The organism is Micromonospora arida, assembly GCF_042873195.1.
GTDB lineage: Bacteria > Actinomycetota > Actinomycetes > Mycobacteriales > Micromonosporaceae > Micromonospora > Micromonospora arida.
Genome location: NZ_JBIALC010000006.1, coordinates 75030 through 91082, shown reverse-complemented (window position 1 = coordinate 91082; position 16053 = coordinate 75030). Strand labels below are relative to the sequence as shown.

Here is a 16053-nt window from a genome sequence, read left to right as displayed (position 1 = left end):
CCCCGCAGTCGCGATCGGAAGCGGCTCAGCTGGAACCCATTCTCACGGTGGAGGAGCTGTCGGTCCGGATCTCCGGGCTGCACATCCTCCAGGGGGTGTCCTTCACGGTCGCCCCGACCGGCGTGACCGTCCTGCTCGGTCGCAACGGCGTCGGCAAGACCACCACGCTGCGCGCGATCGTCGGCCTCACCCCGCCCGCCGGGGAGGTCCGCGGCACCATCCGGATGGGCGCGCAGAGTCTGCTGGCCCGGCCGACGCACCGGCTGGTCCGCGGCGGGCTCGGCTACGTGCCCGAGGACCGCTGCGTGTTCGCCGGGCTCACCGTCGCGGAGAACCTGCGGCTCGCCGAGCGACGCGGCACCACCCCGGCGTACGACAAGGTCTTCGCGCTCTTTCCAGAGCTGGACCGGCGCGGACGGCAACGGGCCGGTTCGCTCTCGGGTGGGCAGCAGCAGATGCTCGCCATCGGTCGGGTGCTGCTCAACGACAACCGGCTGCTGCTCGTCGACGAGCCGACCAAGGGGTTGGCGCCGAAGGTGGTGACCGAGGTGGCCGAGGTGTTGGAACGGGTCGCGGAGTCGGTGCCGGTGCTGCTGGTCGAGCAGAACCTGGCAGTGGTCAGGCGGCTCGCCAAGGATGCGGTGGTGCTGGCCGCAGGCAAGGTGGCCTGGACCGGTGACGCCCGTGAGTTGCTGCTGGAGACGGCGCTGACCAAGTCGCTGCTCGGCGTCGGCACCGGCGAGTCGCACCACCCGGTCGAGCCGGGCCGGGCCGCCACGGCGGGGAAGGACCAGCTCTGATGGGCACCGTGATCCTGTTGGCGTTGACCGGGCTCGGCCTGGCGGCGCTGTACTTCCTGGTCGCCTCCGGCCTGTCCCTGGTCTTCGGCCTGGCCGACGTGCTCAACTTCGCGCACGGGCTGTTCCTCGGCGTCGGCGCGTACGGCACCTGGTGGGCGGCGGGCAACCTGCCGGGCGCCGGCCCGGACGGGTTCGGCTTCGTGTTCGCTGTCGCCTTCGGGGTGGCCGCCGGCACGCTGGTCGCGATCCTGGTCGAGCTGGTGCTGATCCGCCCGCTGTACTCCCGCACCATCGAGCAGGTGCTGGTCACCGTCGGGCTGTCGCTGGCCGGGGTGGCGTTGCTCCAGGCCACCTGGGGTGCGGACGCCCGGCCGTTCCCGCGTCCGGACTGGACCCGGCAGGTGACCGGGATCTTCGGCGCGCAGGTGCCCAACGGCGGCCTGCTGCTGATCATCGCGGCAGTGCTGGTGCTCGGCGCGATCCTGGCGTTCCTGCGGTGGACCCGGTACGGCCTGGTGATCCGGGCCGGGGTGGAGAACCGGGAGATGGTGACCGCGCTGGGCATCGACGTCCGCAAGGCGTTCACCCTGGTCTTCGCGATCGGTGGGGCGGCCGCCGCGCTCGCCGGCGCGCTCGGCGGGGTCTACTTCGGCACCGTCTCGCCCGGGCAGGGCGGCTCGCTGCTGATCTTCGCGTTCATCGTGGTGGTGATCGGCGGGATGGGCTCGGTGGTCGGCTCCGCGTACGCGGCGGTCGTGGTGGGGCTGGTGCAGCAGTTCGTCAACTACTACGGCACGTCCGGGCTGGGCGACATCTGCGTGGTCGGGCTGCTGGCCGTGGTGCTGCTGCTGCGCCCGCAGGGCATCGCCGGAAAGGTGGCAACGGCATGACGGTGATCGACGCGCCTCGCGCACAGGTGCCCGACGAACTGAGTCCGCAACGGGGGCGGTGGCACCGGGTCCGCCCGTTCCTGCCGCTGGTCGCACTGGTCGTGCTGGCGATCCTGCCGTACTCGACGATCTCCCTGCCGGGGATCTTCGAGGGGCCGGTCAACTCACCGGGAACCCTGCAGATCCTCGCCATCTGCCTGATCTTCGGTGGGCTGGCGGCCGGGTACGACCTGCTCTTCGGCCGGACCGGGATGCTCTCCTTCGGACACGCGCTGTACTTCGCCGCCGGTGTCTACGGCACCGACATCCTGGTCACCCGGGCCGGTCTGCCGCTGTGGCAGGCGGCGCTGCTGACCATCACCGGCGGCACCATCCTCGCCGCGCTGCTCGGCGCGGTGGCGCTGCGGACGGTGGGCATCGCGTTCGCCATGGTCACGCTGGCCTTCGCCCAGGTGGGCGCGATCCTGGTGGCCCGGGACTTCGGAGGGCTCACCGGTGGCGAGGAGGGCCTGCCGCTGGACGTGTCGGGGCTGCCCGCCGGGCTGGTGGGGGTCACCAACACGGTCAACCTGTACTGGTTGGCGCTGGCGTACCTGACCCTGGTGATCTTCGTGGTGCACCGGGTGAGCGGGTCACCGACCGGTCGGGTGCTCGCCGGGCTGCGCGACGACGAGCGGCGGATCGGCGTGCTCGGGTTGGACCCGTACCGCTACAAGCTGGTGGCGTTCACCCTGGCCGGCGGGTTGGCGTCGGCGGGCGGGGTGGTCTACGTCCTGATCGTCGGCGGCGCGTCGCCGCACATCACGTCCTCCGAGCTGACCCTGTCGCTGCTGGTCATGGTGGTGCTCGGCGGACCGGGTACCCGGTGGGGTCCGGTGCTCGGTGGTGTCCTCTACATGTACCTGGATCACCGGCTGACCGCGTTCGGCACGAGCGACGCGGTGGACAACCTGCCGGCCGTCCTCAGCCGTCCGCTGAGCCAGCCGTTGTTCGTCCTGGGCACTGTCTTCATCCTGGCCGTCTACTTCTTCCCCGGAGGCCTGACCAGCCTGGCCCCCCGCCTGTCCCACCTGACCCGCGCCCTCCGCCCGCCACGCCGCTGACGTCACCCGACACCCCCGTCGATCATGAAGTTGTTGCCACGACACGCCATGCCGGTCGGCGACAACTTCATGATCGACGGGGGTAGGGGGGCGCGGCCCCCCGTGTGGCCGCGACCCCCTGGTGATCAGCCGTTGAGCATGTCGTAGGCCGCCTTCGGCGCCTCCTGCGCCGCGCTCCCGGAAGGCGCGGCGAGCTTTGGCGCCGAGCCGTAGTCGGCGTACTTCACCAGGTACTTCCAGGCCTTTGCCTTGCCGGCGGCGGGGATGGCCAGGGTGAGCGAGGCGAGGTTGCCGTCGGGGCCGACGACGGCCGTGAACGGGACCTGCCCGGCCGCCGCACCCAGGGCCGCCACCTCCTCCTCGCCGACGGCCTCGCCGGCCTGGCCCTTGGTCAGGTCGACGACTCCCGTGTACGTCCGGTCGTCCTTCGCCTCGACCGAGGTGGCGGCCTCGATGATCGGGCCGGCGTTGCCGACGTCAGCGCCCTCGTACGTCGGCGCCGTTTCCCCATCGGTCAGCTTGGCGCGGTCCAGTTCCATCCAGCGGTTCGGCAGCTTCGGCAGCCCGGTCAGCCCCTCGGTGCCGGTGAACTTGACCTTCAGCCAGAGCTGCTCCTTCACCAGGAGGAACGACATCCGGGTGGTGAACCCGTGCTCCGGGTCCTTGTACGCGGCGGTGAGGTCCATGCCCTTCGCGGCCGGGTCCACCACACCCGAGATGTCCGAGCTGGAGTCTTTGCCGGTGAACCGGAATGCACCCTCGGTGCCGTCCGGCACCGCGGCGAGCAGTGCCTCCTTCGGCGTCGGCGTGGGGGTTGGGCTCGGGCTGCCGCCAGCGGCGGGACCGGACGCATCCGGGCCGCAGCCGGCCAGCAGAGTGGTCGCGGCGATGACGCCAACCAGGGTGCTGAACTTCCGCCGGGTGGTGCCGGTGTGGCCGGTTCCGTTCGTCATCACAGAATCTCTTTCCTTGACGGTGCTTGGCTTCTGCCGGGAGAGATGCTGCCGGGCGGTACGGCCGAACCACTGCCGATATGCTGCGGTTCGACGGCGGTGCACTGACGGGGCGCCGGCAGTGGGGGGTCAGGAGCGGGAACTCGCATGTCAGGTGAGCTGCGCTTCGAGATTCTCGGGCCCCAGCGGGCCTGGCACGGCGATCGGGATCTCGACCTGGGGGCCGGCAAGCAACGGGCCGTCCTGGCCGTGCTCCTGCTCTCTGGCGGCCGTCCGGTCACCACCACGCAGATCGTGGATGCCGTGTGGCCCGAGGAGCCGCCGGCCAACGGTGCGAACGTGGTGCAGAAATATGTCGCTGGGCTGCGTCGGGTGCTGGAGCCCGAGCGCACTCCGCGTAGCCCCGGTCAGGTGCTGACGCTCACCGACGCCGGTTATCAGCTCCGGCTCGGGCCGGACGCGGTCGACGCCCTCAGATTCGAGCGGGGGATCCGTCGGGCCGAGCGGCTCCGCGCCGAGGGTCGGATGGCCGAGGCGGTGACCGAGCTGAAGACCACATTGGAGTTGTGGAAGGGCGAGCCGTTCAGCGGCTTCGCCGGGCCGTTCTTCGACTCCGCCCGACAGCGTTGGCTGGAGTTGCGGGCCACCGCGCTGGAGAGCTGGGCCGACCTGGAGCTACGCCTGGGCGGGCACGGGGAGATGGTCGGTGAGCTGCGGGAGTTGACCGCCGAGTTTCCGCTGCGCGAGCGGCTGCGTTACCAGTTGATGTTGGCACTGCATCGCAGCGGGCGGCAGGCCGAGGCGCTGGCCGAGTACCGGGACTTTCGTGGCCTGTTGTCCGACGAGTACGGCATCGAGCCTGGCGATGTTCTTCAGGACCTGCACCGCCGCGTCCTGCGGGCCGATCCGGCGCTACTGCCGCCCACTGCCGTGTCACTGCCGTCGACGGCCGTCGAACCAACCAGGCCCAGCTCCGGGCCACCGGCCCTCCCCACATCGCCCGCCGCCGGGCCACCCACCGGGTTGCCGACGACAGTGCCAGCGCGACCGGACGATCCGTCGACCAGGGCGCTGCCGCCGCCGCTCACAGCGGAAGCTGCGGCCGTGCCGCCGCAGGCCGGCCCGCCACCCGTCAGCTCGCCGCCGCTGTCGACTCACGCCCCGGAGCCGTTCCCGGTGTACGGCCCCCCGCCGAACCTGTCGACCCTGGTTACCGCACCGCCGTCCCCGGATGGCGGGAAGCGCGCCAGGATGTCGCCGCCGCGCTGGGCGAGCCGGGCTGCCACGATCGTCGGTACGGCACTCGTCCTGCTCTCCGGAGGCTGCCTCACCTGGGTCGTGATCCTCGCGTACGCGGTCTGGCGGCGTAGCTGGCGCCTCGCCATCGCCGGCGTCGGCTACCTGGCCCTGATCACCGTCGAGGTGAACCTCCTCAACGTCGAGGACCCGGAGGCCGAGGTTCCGGGCGTCACGGCGTTCTCGTTCTTCGGCCTGGCGCTGATCACCTGGGTCGTCGGCGCGGTGCACGTGATCCTGCTCAGTCGAGGCCTCTGGGCGGCGATCACCGGCAGCCAGCGGGTGAACGCGGACGATCAGGTCGACGTCGAGCGGCGCGTCCGTCGGGAACACGCCCGCTACCTGCTGTACCACTACCCGGCGGCGCGCGGTGAGCTCAGCATCGGCCGACCCGACCTGGCCCGGAGCTTCGACGACGGCGGCCTGATCGATGTCAACGCCGTCCCGGAGCAGGTGCTCGCCACGCTGCCCGGCCTGACCGAGCACCAGTGCCGGCAGATCGTGGTGGACCGTTGGATGCGCGGCCCGTACGCCTCGATGGAAGAGTTCGCGGGCCGTTGTCTGCTGCCTCCGAACACCACCGAACCCCTCCGTGAGCTGCTGGTCTTCCTGCCCCCGACGTCGGTGCCCGTTTCGCCGCCACCGGTGGGATCGTGACCCGAACCTCCCGCGGGTACCGGGGGATAAGCGTCCAGCGCTGGTAGAAATGCCGGGTGGAGACAGCAGAGCGGGCAGCGGTACGGGAACGGGCCGAGGCGGTGCTGCGCCGGCTGGCCGGTGACCACGCCCGGCTGCGCGAGGATCAGTGGCGTGCCATCGAGGCGCTGGTCGTCGACCGGCGGCGGGTGCTCTGCGTCCAGCGCACCGGTTGGGGCAAGTCGGCTGTCTACTTCGTGGCCACCGCCCTGCTCCGGGACCGCGAGCAGGGCCACCAGGCCGGGCCGACCGTCATCGTCTCGCCGCTGCTGGCGTTGATGCGCAACCAGGTCGAGGCCGCCGCGCGAGCCGGCATCCGGGCCCGCACGATCAACTCGGCGAACCTCGACGAGTGGGACGAGATCACCGCCGAGATCCAGACCGGCGGGGTGGACGTGCTGCTGATCAGCCCGGAACGCCTCAACAACCCGGACTTCCGCGACGGCGTCCTACCGAAGTTGGCCGCGACCACCGGCCTGCTGGTGGTCGACGAGGCGCACTGCGTCTCCGACTGGGGGCACGACTTCCGGCCGGACTACCGGCGGCTGCGGACGTTCCTCGCCGAGTTGCCCGAGCGCACGCCCGTGCTGGCGACCACCGCCACCGCCAACGCCCGGGTCACCCAGGACGTCGCCGAGCAGCTGGGCGACGCCCTCATCCTGCGCGGCACCCTGGACCGCGAGTCGCTGCGCCTCGGGGTGCTCGACCTGCCCAGCCCGGCGCACCGGTTGGCCTGGCTCGCCGACCACCTGGACCAGCTGCCCGGCTCGGGCATCGTCTACACGCTGACCGTGGCGGCAGCGGGGGAGACGGCCGAGTTCCTGCGCTCCCGGGGCTACCCGGTCGCCTCGTACAGCGGGCAGTCCGACGACGCCGACCGGCGGGCCGCCGAACAGGACCTGCTCGACAACAAGATCAAGGCGTTGGTCGCCACCAGCGCCCTCGGCATGGGCTTCGACAAGCCCGACCTGGGCTTCGTCGTCCACCTCGGCGCGCCACCCTCGCCGATCGCGTACTACCAGCAGGTCGGCCGCGCGGGCCGCGCCGTCGAGCACGCCGAGGTGCTGCTGCTACCCGGCGTCGAGGACGCCGCGATCTGGCGTTACTTCGCCTCGCTGGCGTTCCCACCGGAGCAGCAGGTCCGGGCCGTGCTGGCCGCCCTGCACACCGACCGCCCGCTCTCCACCCAGGCCCTCGAACCCCTCGTCGACCTGCGCCGGGCCCGGTTGGAGCTGATGCTCAAGGTGCTCGACGTGGACGGCGCGGTCCGCCGGGTGCGCGGTGGTTGGCTTGCCACCGGCGAGCCGTGGGTCTACGACGAGGCCCGGTTGCGCCGCGTCGCCGAGGCGCGCACCGTCGAGCAACAGGCCATGCGGGAGTACGCGACGACGTCCGACTGCCGGATGCGGTATCTACGGGAACGCCTGGACGACACCGAGGCGGCTGACTGCGGCCGATGCGACAGGTGCGCCGACCCACTCTTCGCCGCGGACGTGTCGACGGCCGCGCTCGCCGCCGCGCAGACCTTCCTGGGTCGACCCGGCGTGGAGATCGCGCCGAAGAAGCTCTGGCCGACCGGGCTCGACGCGGTGGGCGTACCCCTCAAGGGCCGGATCGCCCCCGCGGAGCAGGCCCTGCCGGGCCGGGCCGTCGGGCGCCTCTCCGACCTGGGCTGGGGTGGCCGGCTGCGCGCTCTCGTCGGCCCGGAAGCGCCGGACGCGCCGGTGCCCGACGACGTCGCCGACGCGGTCGTGGAGGTGCTGAAGGCGTGGGCGCACGGCGACTCCCCGTGGCCCCGTCGGCCGGTGGCGGTGGTCGCGGTCGGTTCCCGGCGGCGGCCCCGGCTGCTCGGCTCGCTGGCCGAGCGGATCGCCACCGTGGGCCGGCTGCCGTTGCTCGGCGAGGTCACCGCGGCCGGCCCCGACGGCCCGACCGGGCCGCGCGGCAACAGCGCCCAACGGGTACGCGCGCTGCACGACACCTTCACCGTGCCGACCGACCTGGCGGAGGCCCTGGCCGGGCTGGACGGCCCGGTGCTGCTCGTCGACGACCTGATCGACTCGGGCTGGACGATGACGCTGGTGGCCCGTGCCCTGCGCCGGGCCGGCGCGACCGACGTGCTCCCGCTCGCCCTCGCCGTGGCCGGCTGACCCGCTGCCCTCACGCTGCTCCTCGGCGCTGCTCGGGTCCGCGCCGCCGTCCGTGCCGTCGCCCGGCGCTGCGGCGCGCTCTACGCCGGTCGGGTGGGAAAGTTCCCGGGCGGTGTCGAGTGCGATCGTCGCCACGCTGTCCGGGCGTCGGCCTGACCCGGCCGGGCGCGGCGGTACCGTGGGCGGCATGACCGACCAGCAGCCCGTCACCCGTGCGCGCACCGTTGCGGGCAGGACCGCTGGCGGCGAGGCCGGCCAGGCGCGGGGCGTCGGCCATGGCTGACCAGGGCCCCGCCGAGCCGGACCGGAGCACTCTCCGGCTGGCGCTGGTCGTCGGAGGGCTGGTGCTGGCGGTGCTGCTCGGCTTCGGCCTCGGCCGGTTGAACACCACAGGCGCCGCCACCGGCAGCCCGTCGTTGGCCGCCGAGCACACCGACCCACCGGGCGTCGCTCCGCACAACCACGGCAGTGCCATCACCACCGATCAGGGCGCGCCCACCGAGCCGGGCGGTCTGGCGGTCAGCTCGGCCGGGTTCACCCTGACGCCCCTGACCAGCGAGTTCACGGCGGGTCGCCCTGGTCAGCTCCGCTTCCAGGTGCGCGACGCGCAACGTCGGCCGGTGACCCGGTTCGCCATCGTGCACGACAAGCCGATGCACCTCATCGTCGTCCGGCGGGACCTGACCGGTTACCAGCATCTGCACCCGACCATGGCGGCGGACGGCACCTGGTCGGTGCCGCTGACCCTCGGGCAGCCCGGCCTCTGGCGCGCGTACGCCGATTTCACAGTGGTCGCCGACAACGGCGCGCAGACCGCGGTGACCCTCGGCACGGACCTGGTGGCACCCGGCGACTACCGGCCCCGTCCACTGCCGGGGCCGGCCACCTCGACGACCGTGGACGGCTTCACCGTCGGCTACCAGGGCACCCCGCAGCCGGGGGCGACCGTGCCGCTGACCTTCCGGGTCGACGGTGCTGGCGGCGCAGCCCCGCTGGAGCGGTACCTCGGGGCGTACGGGCATCTGGTGGCGTTGCGCGAGGGCGACCTCGGCTATCTGCACGTGCACCCGGAGACCGAGCTGGTGGACGGTCAGATCAAGTTCTGGTTGACCACCCCCGGCCCGGGCCGCTACCGCCTCTATCTCGACTTCCAGGTGAACGCCGAAGTCCGAACCGCCGAGTTCACCCTGACCGTCTCCTAGGCCTCGGCCCCGGCCCCCCGGTCGTCATGAAGCTATTGCCGCTCGGGAGGATGCCAGTCGGTCGCGGCGCCGCCGGCGCCGCTGCACAGGTAGGTTGCGCCCGCGGCTCGGTAGAAGAAGATCTCGATGCGGCGTGGCCGGCCGGTGCGACGCCCCAGCGTCGTGATGTCGATGATCCGTTCCCTGGTGCCCGCGGCGGGTGTGATCTCGACGGCTCGCCGGATCGGATCGGGCAGGTGGGACAAAGGCGCGTCGGACTCGTTCGATCCGGTCGTGTCTGGAGTGCTCATGCGGCCTCGCTCTGGAGAGCGGGACCGAGGAGGAGCCCACCGTCGATGACGTACTCGGAACCGGTGATGAACGACGCGTCCGATGACGTGAGGAAGAGGAGAAGACGGGTGACGTCGGTCGGCTCGCCGAGGCGGGGGATGGCGAACGGCTCGGGTGAGTAGAAGTCGGCGATCGCCGCGGTGGCGCCAGCCGCCGGTTCAAGGACGAAGGGTGTCGAGATCACGCCGGGGTGGATGGTGTTCACACGGATGTGGTCGCGGCCGAGTTCGAGCGCTGCCGTCCGGGTGAGTCCTCGTACGGCCCATTTGCTGGCGACGTAGGGCGCGTAGTGAGCCGTGCCGCCCAGGCCCATGGTCGAGGCGATGTTGACGATGGCTCCCCCTGCGGCGCGGCGCAGAGCCGGGGCGGCGACCTTGATGCCGAGGAAGGTCCCCGTGAGGTTGATGTCGAGGATGCGGGACCACGTTGCCTGTTCCGTGTTCTCGATCGGCACCGGCGGGTTCTGGACACCCGCATTGTTGACAAGCACGTTCAGGCCGCCGAAGGCGCCTTCGGCGGCCAGCACAGCGGCGGACCACGAGCTCTCGTCGGTGACGTCGAGGCGGGTGAAGCGAGCACGGGGCCCGAGTTCGTCGGCGAGAGCGGCGCCGCGCTCGGCGTCGATGTCGCCGATCACCACGTTCGCTCCCTCTGCGTGAAAAGCGCGTACGTGGCTCGAGCCCTGGCCGCCGGTCCCGCCGGTCACGAGCACGGTCTGGTTGTCGAAGCGGTTCATCAGATGTTCCTTCGGCACGGGGGGTGTCCGACCGGGATCATCGGCGATGAACGCCGGCCGATGGTGAGCCGAGCGACTCACCACTGCCCGCTACGCCGGCGGCAATGGTGAGTCAAGCCACTCACCTCGTATGCTCGGTGCATGAGCAGGGTTGTGACGACGTACCACCAGCGCGTCGCCCAGGAGAAGCGCGCGCTGATCGTGGCGGCCGCGACCGCACTGTTCCTCGAGTTGGGCTACGACCGGACGTCGCTGGCGCGGATAGCGGAGCGCTCGGGCGTTTCGCGGGCCACCTTGTTCAAGCAGTTCCCGAGCAAGGCCGCGCTGTTCGACGCCATCGTCACCGAGTCCTGGTCAACCGCTGACGAGGGGGAGCCTCCGCCGGCCGGCAACGTCGTTGACGGGCTCGGCGCCATCGGTCGCCGTTACGCCGAGCTGTTGAGCCGACCCCAGATGACCGACCTGTTCCGGATCGTCATCGCCGAGCTGCCACGGTTCCCCGAACTGGCCCACGCGCAGTTCTCGCACGGGAAGATGCCCTACTTCGAGTCCGTACGCGGCTACCTCCTCGCCGAGCACGAGGCGGGAACGGTGCGGATTGAGGACGTGGACGTCGCAGCCACCCAGTTCCTGGGCATGATCTCCAACTACGTCTTCTGGCCGAAGCTCCTCGTGCCGGGCTGGGAGGTGAGCGCCGTACGCATCGCGCAGGTGGTCGACGAGGCAGTCAAGACCATCGCCGCACGGTACGGCGCGACCGGCGCATCGGGCGAATGACGTTCCCGGCGCCTCTCGTCGACGATCGGCCGCTGCCAGATCGGCAGGACACGCCTTAGCCGGCTCGGCGGATGGGGCGGCGGGCCAGGTAGCGGAGCAGGTCGCGGATGTGGTGCTTCTCCTCGGCGGGGACCGTGGGGTCGGCCAGCCGGTCCAGGATGGCCCGGACGTCGGCCTCGACCGGGCCGTCGTCGTGGCGGCGGCGGGGCATGGGGCCGGCGTCGGGCAGCCCGAGCGCGCGGAACGCGGCGGCGACCGGCAGATCCAGTGCGGCGCAGAAGCCGCGCACCTTGGCCAACTCGGGATAGTCCTGCCAGTCACCGGCCAGCCAGCGGAAGACGGTGGAGCGGCCCACGCCCGTGTGCGAGGCAAGATCAGTCACGGTCCAGCCACGTTCGTCGCGAGCGTCATCGATGGCGCGCCGGACGAAGCGGGCGAAGGCCATCTGCGGTGATACGTCGGCGGATCCCATCCCTGTGTGTCTTCCCCTCCCACCGGAGCACCGGGACGATGCGCCTTCCGAGGGTAGTACGCCCGGAGCTGTAAACAATTGACTGACCGCACAAACTGTCCCGTGGGCGAGACTTTCTCCGGAAGCATGTGTGCAGAACGAAAATTGCATTTAGCGATCTTCATCGTTCTTCCATTAAGCTCGGTGCCGGTCCCGACATCGCGTCTGTCGCCTGCCGCCTGCCGCCTCCGACCGGATCACTGCCGAGGAGCACCATGGCCGAATCGAGCCGCCCCCAGCCGTACCTGCCCGGTGCGGTGAGCCTCTTCTTCGTCGCCAACGCCGGCGTCTTCGCCGCCGCGTTCTGGATCTGGTTGCTGGTCCTGGTGCTCCGCACCGACTCCGCGACCGGTCTCGAGGTGCTGGTCGCCACCGGCACCATCACCACCACGCTCGTCGCGGTCCTGCTCGGCGCCCGGATGGCGTTGCAACACAACGCCGCCATCCGGCACGCCGAGGTGAAGAAGCTGCTGGTCGACATCTCCTGGAACGCGTTCGTGGCGGCCGGCAACGCCGAGACCGAGGGCAAGGTCGTACCATTCCCGGCCGCACCCGGGCGACGGTGAGTGGGCCGCCCAGCGGCCCGCCCCCGACCGGGTGTCGGTCCTCGACCGTGGTGCCAGCGAGCGCAACGGTGGCCACGCCAGCTAGGAGACGGGCGTCTCTCCGATGGCCAGCAGGGTCTCCAGCCGGGGAGTGACCTGCCACTGGTCCACCAGCTCGCGGTACTCCGCGCGCTGTGGCTCGGTCGCCTCGGCACCGGTACGACGGGCGCGGATCAGCAGGTTGCGCGGGGTGTGCTGCGAGTCCACGAACTCCACCACCTCGGTCCGGTACCCGTGCACCCGCAGCAGCCCGGCGCGCAGCGCGTCGGTGAGTACGTCGGCGAAGCGCTCGCGCAGGATGCCCTGTCGGGTCAGCAGCTCGTACGGGGCCGGGGCGGGGTGGGCGCGGAGCTGCTTCGCCAGATCGTGGTGGCAGCACGGCGCGGCCAGCACCCAGCGGGCCTCCCAGCGCACCGCGCGGGCCAGCGCCTCGTCGGTGGCGGTGTCGCAGGCGTGCAGCGCCAGCACCAGGTCGGGGGCGGGGTCGACGATGGCGTCGGCGATCGTCCCGGCCACGAAGCTGACCTGGTCGGCCCAGCCCAGCCGTTGCGCCAGCTCGGTGTTGCGCCGCCGCTGGTCCTCCCGGACGTCCACGCCGACCAGCTGGACGTCGAGCCCCCGACTCGTCAGGTAGCGGTACGCGGCGAACGTCAGGTAGGCGTTGCCGCAGCCGAGGTCGACCACCCGTAGCGGACCGGTCAGGTCGTCGGGCAGGGTGGCGGCCAGGGCCCGCAGGAACGCGTCCACCTGGCGGCGCTTGGCCGCCGAACCGCCGATCTCGGCGAAGATCGGGTCGCCGGGGTCGAGCAGGTATTCCTTCGTCCGGTCGTTCCCGGTGGGCGTCGCCGCCGGACGGGACGTCGCGGCCCGGTGCACCTGCGCCTCGCCGGACTTGGTCACCCGCAGTTGGAGGGTCGCGTCGGCCGTCTCGACGTGCCAGTTGCCGAACGGCTCGGCGAGCAGTTCGTCGATCGCCGCAGCGGCTTCCGGACCGGAGGCGAGGTTGCGGGTGTAGGGGCGAGCACCGTCGGACGTGGTGATCTGCATCCGGGGCCCGGCCTTGAGCCGCACCGGCCGCAGCTCGGCCCGCTCAACGGTGGGTCGGCGACCGCGTCGACGTCCGGCGGCGACCGCCCGGGTCAGCGCGGGGTCGAGCAGCAGCGCCCGAACCTCGGTCAGGGCGGCGTCCAGTGGTTGCGGCATCGTTCCATCTTCGGCAGGTGGGGTGGGAGAAGGGAACATCCCCCGCGCCGCGCGAGGCGGTGCGGGGGATGTCAGGTGTGGCTGGTGGTCAGTCCGCGGTCGCCTCGGCGGGGGCGTCCGCACCGGAACCGCCACCACGGCGGCGGCGTCGGCGGCGCGGCTTGGACGCCTCGCCGTCGGATGCGGTGGCCGGCTCGGAGGGGCCGGCGTCGGCGGAGATCACCGCGGTCGCCTCGGCCGCGACCGCCTCGCCGGCCCGGCGGCGACGCCGGCGGCGGGGGGTACGGGTGCCTTCGTCGGCGGCGTCGACCGCGGGTGCCTCGGCGACGGCCGGCGTGCCGGCGTCGGAGCGGTCGCGGCGGCCATCGCCCCGGCCCCGGCGCTCGCCGCGACCCTCACCACGGCTCTCGCCGCGTCGGGGGCCCCGACCACCGCTGTCGCCCCGGCGGGAGCGGGTCGTCCCACCCAGATCCTCTTCGATCTCGGCGGACAGCCCGGCCCGGGTGCGCTCGGCCGTGGGCAGGGTGCCGCTGACCTCGGTGGAGATGTGCAGGTCGGTGTAGAGGTGCGGCGACGTGTGGTACGTCTCCGGCGGCTCCGGCATCTCCAGACCGAGGGTCTTGTCGATGATCCGCCAGCGCGGCATGTCGTCCCAGTCGACGAAGGTCACCGCGACACCCGTCGCGCCGGCCCGGCCGGTACGACCGATCCGGTGGGTGTAGGTGTCCTGGTCTTCCGGGCAGTCGTAGTTGATGACGTGGGTGACGCCGGTGACGTCCAGCCCACGCGCCGCCACGTCGGTGGCGACCAGGATGTCGATCTTGCCGGCCCGGAAGGCCCGCAGAGCCCGCTCGCGGGCGCCCTGGCCGAGGTCACCGTGCACCGCGGCGACCGCGAACCCGCGGAAGTCGAGGTCCTCGGCGACCCGGTCGGCGGCCCGCTTGGTACGCGTGAAGATCATGGTCAGCCCACGCCCCTCCGCCTGGAGGATGCGCGCCACCACCTCGACCTTGTTCATCGAGTGGGTGCGGTAGACCAACTGCTGCGTCTGCGGCGACGGGCCGGTCTCGGCGGTGTGCCCGGCGTGGATCGTCATCGGCTGGCGCAGGAAGCGTCGCGACAGGGTGACGATCGGGTCCGGCATGGTGGCCGAGAAGAGCATCGTCTGCCGGTCTTCCGGAAGCATCGCCAGGATCTTCTCGACGTCGTCGAGGAAGCCCAGGTCGAGCATCCGGTCGGCCTCGTCGAGGACGAGTGCGTGCACCCGGTCGAGCCGGAGGTGCTTCTGCTTCTGCAGGTCCATCAGTCGGCCGGGCGTGCCGACCAGGATCTCGACGCCCTTGCGCAGCGCGTCGATCTGCGGCTCGTACGCCACGCCGCCGTAGATCGGCAGCACCCGGACGCCACGCGTCCGGCCTGCGGCGGCCAGATCCTTGGCGACCTGGATGCCCAGCTCACGGGTGGGGACGACGACCAGCGCCTGGGGGACGCCGTCGCTGCCCTCGCCCGGGGCGAAGACCCGGTCGAGCAGCGGTACGCCGAAGCCGAGGGTCTTGCCGGTGCCGGTGGGCGCCTGACCGATCAGGTCGACGCCGCGCAGCGCGATCGGGATCGCGTACTCCTGGATGGCGAAGGCGCGGGTGATGCCGGCCGAGGCCAGGGCCTCGACGGTCTCGGCGCGGGCGCCGAGTGCGGCGAACGTGGGGGCCTCCGGTCGAACCGGGGCGGTGGGGGCCAGTTCCTGGCCGTCCAGCAAATCTTGAGTCAGGTCGCTCATGTGGATGTGGGGGTGCCCTCTCGTGGGTGCGCCCGTCATGTCCTCAGGGCGCGTTCGGTATGACGCGGGCCACACGGTCGGCGGCAGATTGCCGAGCCGGACCGGGCCGCACGCGCGCCGCGGGCTGAGCTTCGATCAGATCGGCGCCCACGGCAACTGCTCCATGTTACCTGAACAGGCATGCCCCCGTCCCGATTCCCTGCCCGTCACCAGCCACGCGGGGCAAGTAAATGTGACCTACGCCACACCTATTGTGCGCCATTCACCCCGTCGACCTTGACGGTGGAGTTGGGCCGGGGGGCGAAGTGCGCGGGACACGCGCGAGGGCCGGCACACGATAGCCTGCCGCTCGTGTCCGCCTCCGGTTCCGCGTACGCCGACCTGCTGGGTCTGGTCGCCTTCGGTGAGCTGCTCGCCTTCGAGCGGATGGCGGGCGATGCCCGGCTCGCTCCGGACCTGCGCCGCCGGGCCGCACTGAACGAGATGGCCGCTGCCGAAATCGCCAACTACCGGCGCCTCGCCGACCGGCTCACCGCGTTGGGCGTACCGCCGGAGGATGCGATGGCGCCCTATGTCGAGCCGTTGCAGGCGTACCACGATTCGACCGAGCCACGGGACTGGGCGGAAGTGGTCACCAAGGCGTACGTGGGCGACGCGATCACCGACGACTTCGTTCGCGAGATCGCCGATGCGCTGGAGGAACCGGACCGGGCGCTGGTGCTGGACGTCCTGCACGACTCCCGGTACGCGGACTTCGCCGCGGCGGAGATCCGGGTGGCCGTCGCCGACGACCCCCGGGTGGCCGGTCGGCTATCGATGTGGGCCCGCCGGCTGGTCGGCGAGGCGCTGTCCCAGGCCGGCCGCGTCGCCGCCGAGCGGGCCACCCTCACCGCGCTGATCGCACGCGACGGCCGGGTCGACGTGTCGGGGCTTTTCGGCAGGCTCACCACCGCGCACACCGCGCGGATGGCCGCCGCCGGGCTGAACAACTGACCACCCGGGCGGGTCGGCCGGTGCCGGCCTG

The 16053-nt window shown here is 71.8% G+C and carries 15 protein-coding genes; 9 read left to right on the top strand and 6 right to left on the bottom strand.

Annotated elements, in window-relative coordinates; genetic code table 11:
• Window positions 1-47 precede the first annotated feature (47 nt).
• The 3 genes from ACFYP0_RS19220 to ACFYP0_RS19210 are packed head-to-tail and all read left to right on the top strand — an operon-like array spanning window position 48 to window position 2793.
• Window positions 48-800: an ABC transporter ATP-binding protein gene (locus ACFYP0_RS19220; RefSeq protein WP_386996974.1), complete on the top strand. Its 753-nt coding sequence runs from the start codon at window positions 48-50 to the stop codon at window positions 798-800.
• A complete protein-coding gene (locus ACFYP0_RS19215) occupies window positions 800-1690 on the top strand; it encodes a branched-chain amino acid ABC transporter permease (RefSeq protein WP_091402581.1) in 891 nt (296 codons plus the stop codon). The genes ACFYP0_RS19220 and ACFYP0_RS19215 overlap by 1 nt, the downstream gene beginning before the upstream one ends.
• Window positions 1687-2793, top strand: coding sequence for a branched-chain amino acid ABC transporter permease (locus tag ACFYP0_RS19210; RefSeq protein WP_386996972.1), 1107 nt, complete (start codon window positions 1687-1689; stop codon window positions 2791-2793). Before ACFYP0_RS19215 ends, ACFYP0_RS19210 begins: the two co-directional genes overlap by 4 nt.
• Window positions 2794-2918: 125 nt before the next feature.
• On the opposite strand, the gene ACFYP0_RS19205 is transcribed toward ACFYP0_RS19210, so the two are convergent.
• A complete protein-coding gene (locus tag ACFYP0_RS19205) occupies window positions 2919-3746 on the bottom strand; it encodes a hypothetical protein (RefSeq protein WP_355499112.1) in 828 nt (275 codons plus the stop codon).
• Between the two features lie 147 nt (window positions 3747-3893).
• Here ACFYP0_RS19205 and ACFYP0_RS19200 point away from each other — a divergent pair, with 147 nt between their 5' ends.
• The 3 genes from ACFYP0_RS19200 (at window position 3894) to ACFYP0_RS19190 (ending at window position 9090) form a co-directional block, all read left to right on the top strand.
• Entirely contained in the window at window positions 3894-5699 is a 1806-nt protein-coding gene (locus ACFYP0_RS19200; protein WP_355499109.1) for a BTAD domain-containing putative transcriptional regulator, read from the top strand.
• Window positions 5700-5755: 56 nt separating this feature from the next.
• Window positions 5756-7888: a RecQ family ATP-dependent DNA helicase gene (locus tag ACFYP0_RS19195; protein WP_386996969.1), complete on the top strand. Its 2133-nt coding sequence runs from the start codon at window positions 5756-5758 to the stop codon at window positions 7886-7888.
• Window positions 7889-8163: 275 nt separating this feature from the next.
• Window positions 8164-9090 carry a hypothetical protein gene (locus tag ACFYP0_RS19190; protein ID WP_386996967.1) on the top strand — a complete coding sequence of 309 codons (927 nt, stop codon included), beginning with the start codon at window positions 8164-8166 and terminating at the stop codon, window positions 9088-9090.
• A gap of 32 nt (window positions 9091-9122) precedes the next feature.
• Here the strand turns inward: ACFYP0_RS19190 and ACFYP0_RS19185 are convergent, their stop codons facing one another.
• On the bottom strand, window positions 9123-9380 hold the full coding sequence (locus ACFYP0_RS19185; protein WP_355499103.1) for a hypothetical protein: 258 nt from the start codon (window positions 9378-9380) through the stop codon (window positions 9123-9125).
• On the bottom strand, window positions 9377-10156 hold the full coding sequence (locus tag ACFYP0_RS19180; RefSeq protein ID WP_355499100.1) for an SDR family oxidoreductase: 780 nt from the start codon (window positions 10154-10156) through the stop codon (window positions 9377-9379). Before ACFYP0_RS19180 ends, ACFYP0_RS19185 begins: the two co-directional genes overlap by 4 nt.
• A 141-nt stretch (window positions 10157-10297) precedes the next feature.
• On the opposite strand from ACFYP0_RS19180, the gene ACFYP0_RS19175 reads away from it, so the two are divergent.
• Window positions 10298-10933 carry a TetR/AcrR family transcriptional regulator gene (locus ACFYP0_RS19175; RefSeq protein WP_355499097.1) on the top strand — a complete coding sequence of 212 codons (636 nt, stop codon included), beginning with the start codon at window positions 10298-10300 and terminating at the stop codon, window positions 10931-10933.
• Between the two features lie 55 nt (window positions 10934-10988).
• Here ACFYP0_RS19175 and ACFYP0_RS19170 read toward each other — a convergent pair whose 3' ends face one another.
• Window positions 10989-11405, bottom strand: coding sequence for a helix-turn-helix domain-containing protein (locus ACFYP0_RS19170; RefSeq protein ID WP_124857495.1), 417 nt, complete (start codon window positions 11403-11405; stop codon window positions 10989-10991).
• 254 nt (window positions 11406-11659) lie between these two features.
• Here ACFYP0_RS19170 and ACFYP0_RS19165 point away from each other — a divergent pair, with 254 nt between their 5' ends.
• The gene (locus ACFYP0_RS19165) at window positions 11660-12010 is read left to right on the top strand and encodes a hypothetical protein (RefSeq protein WP_355499094.1); all 351 of its coding nucleotides are present in this window, start codon (window positions 11660-11662) and stop codon (window positions 12008-12010) included.
• A gap of 81 nt (window positions 12011-12091) precedes the next feature.
• Here the strand turns inward: ACFYP0_RS19165 and ACFYP0_RS19160 are convergent, their stop codons facing one another.
• Window positions 12092-13252, bottom strand: a complete 1161-nt coding sequence (locus tag ACFYP0_RS19160; protein WP_355499091.1) for a class I SAM-dependent methyltransferase — start codon at window positions 13250-13252, stop codon at window positions 12092-12094.
• 88 nt (window positions 13253-13340) lie between these two features.
• Window positions 13341-15029: a DEAD/DEAH box helicase gene (locus ACFYP0_RS19155; RefSeq protein ID WP_355499088.1), complete on the bottom strand. Its 1689-nt coding sequence runs from the start codon at window positions 15027-15029 to the stop codon at window positions 13341-13343.
• A 351-nt stretch (window positions 15030-15380) separates the two neighbouring features.
• On the opposite strand from ACFYP0_RS19155, the gene ACFYP0_RS19150 reads away from it, so the two are divergent.
• Window positions 15381-16022 carry a ferritin-like fold-containing protein gene (locus tag ACFYP0_RS19150; protein ID WP_355499085.1) on the top strand — a complete coding sequence of 214 codons (642 nt, stop codon included), beginning with the start codon at window positions 15381-15383 and terminating at the stop codon, window positions 16020-16022.
• The last annotated feature ends 31 nt before the right edge of the window (window positions 16023-16053 follow it).

What these genes read in the sequence shown, in the direction of transcription:
- ACFYP0_RS19215 (WP_091402581.1), top strand. Translation starts at nt 800, where the DNA reads ATGGGCACCGTGATCCTGTTGGCGTTGACCGGGCTCGGCCTGGCGGCG.
- ACFYP0_RS19210 (WP_386996972.1), top strand. Translation starts at nt 1,687, where the DNA reads ATGACGGTGATCGACGCGCCTCGCGCACAGGTGCCCGACGAACTGAGT.
- ACFYP0_RS19205 (WP_355499112.1), bottom strand. Translation starts at nt 3,746, where the DNA reads ATGACGAACGGAACCGGCCACACCGGCACCACCCGGCGGAAGTTCAGC.
- ACFYP0_RS19200 (WP_355499109.1), top strand. Translation starts at nt 3,894, where the DNA reads ATGTCAGGTGAGCTGCGCTTCGAGATTCTCGGGCCCCAGCGGGCCTGG.
- ACFYP0_RS19190 (WP_386996967.1), top strand. Translation starts at nt 8,164, where the DNA reads ATGGCTGACCAGGGCCCCGCCGAGCCGGACCGGAGCACTCTCCGGCTG.
- ACFYP0_RS19185 (WP_355499103.1), bottom strand. Translation starts at nt 9,380, where the DNA reads ATGAGCACTCCAGACACGACCGGATCGAACGAGTCCGACGCGCCTTTG.
- ACFYP0_RS19180 (WP_355499100.1), bottom strand. Translation starts at nt 10,156, where the DNA reads ATGAACCGCTTCGACAACCAGACCGTGCTCGTGACCGGCGGGACCGGC.
- ACFYP0_RS19175 (WP_355499097.1), top strand. Translation starts at nt 10,298, where the DNA reads ATGAGCAGGGTTGTGACGACGTACCACCAGCGCGTCGCCCAGGAGAAG.
- ACFYP0_RS19170 (WP_124857495.1), bottom strand. Translation starts at nt 11,405, where the DNA reads ATGGGATCCGCCGACGTATCACCGCAGATGGCCTTCGCCCGCTTCGTC.
- ACFYP0_RS19165 (WP_355499094.1), top strand. Translation starts at nt 11,660, where the DNA reads ATGGCCGAATCGAGCCGCCCCCAGCCGTACCTGCCCGGTGCGGTGAGC.
- ACFYP0_RS19160 (WP_355499091.1), bottom strand. Translation starts at nt 13,252, where the DNA reads ATGCCGCAACCACTGGACGCCGCCCTGACCGAGGTTCGGGCGCTGCTG.
- ACFYP0_RS19155 (WP_355499088.1), bottom strand. Translation starts at nt 15,029, where the DNA reads ATGAGCGACCTGACTCAAGATTTGCTGGACGGCCAGGAACTGGCCCCC.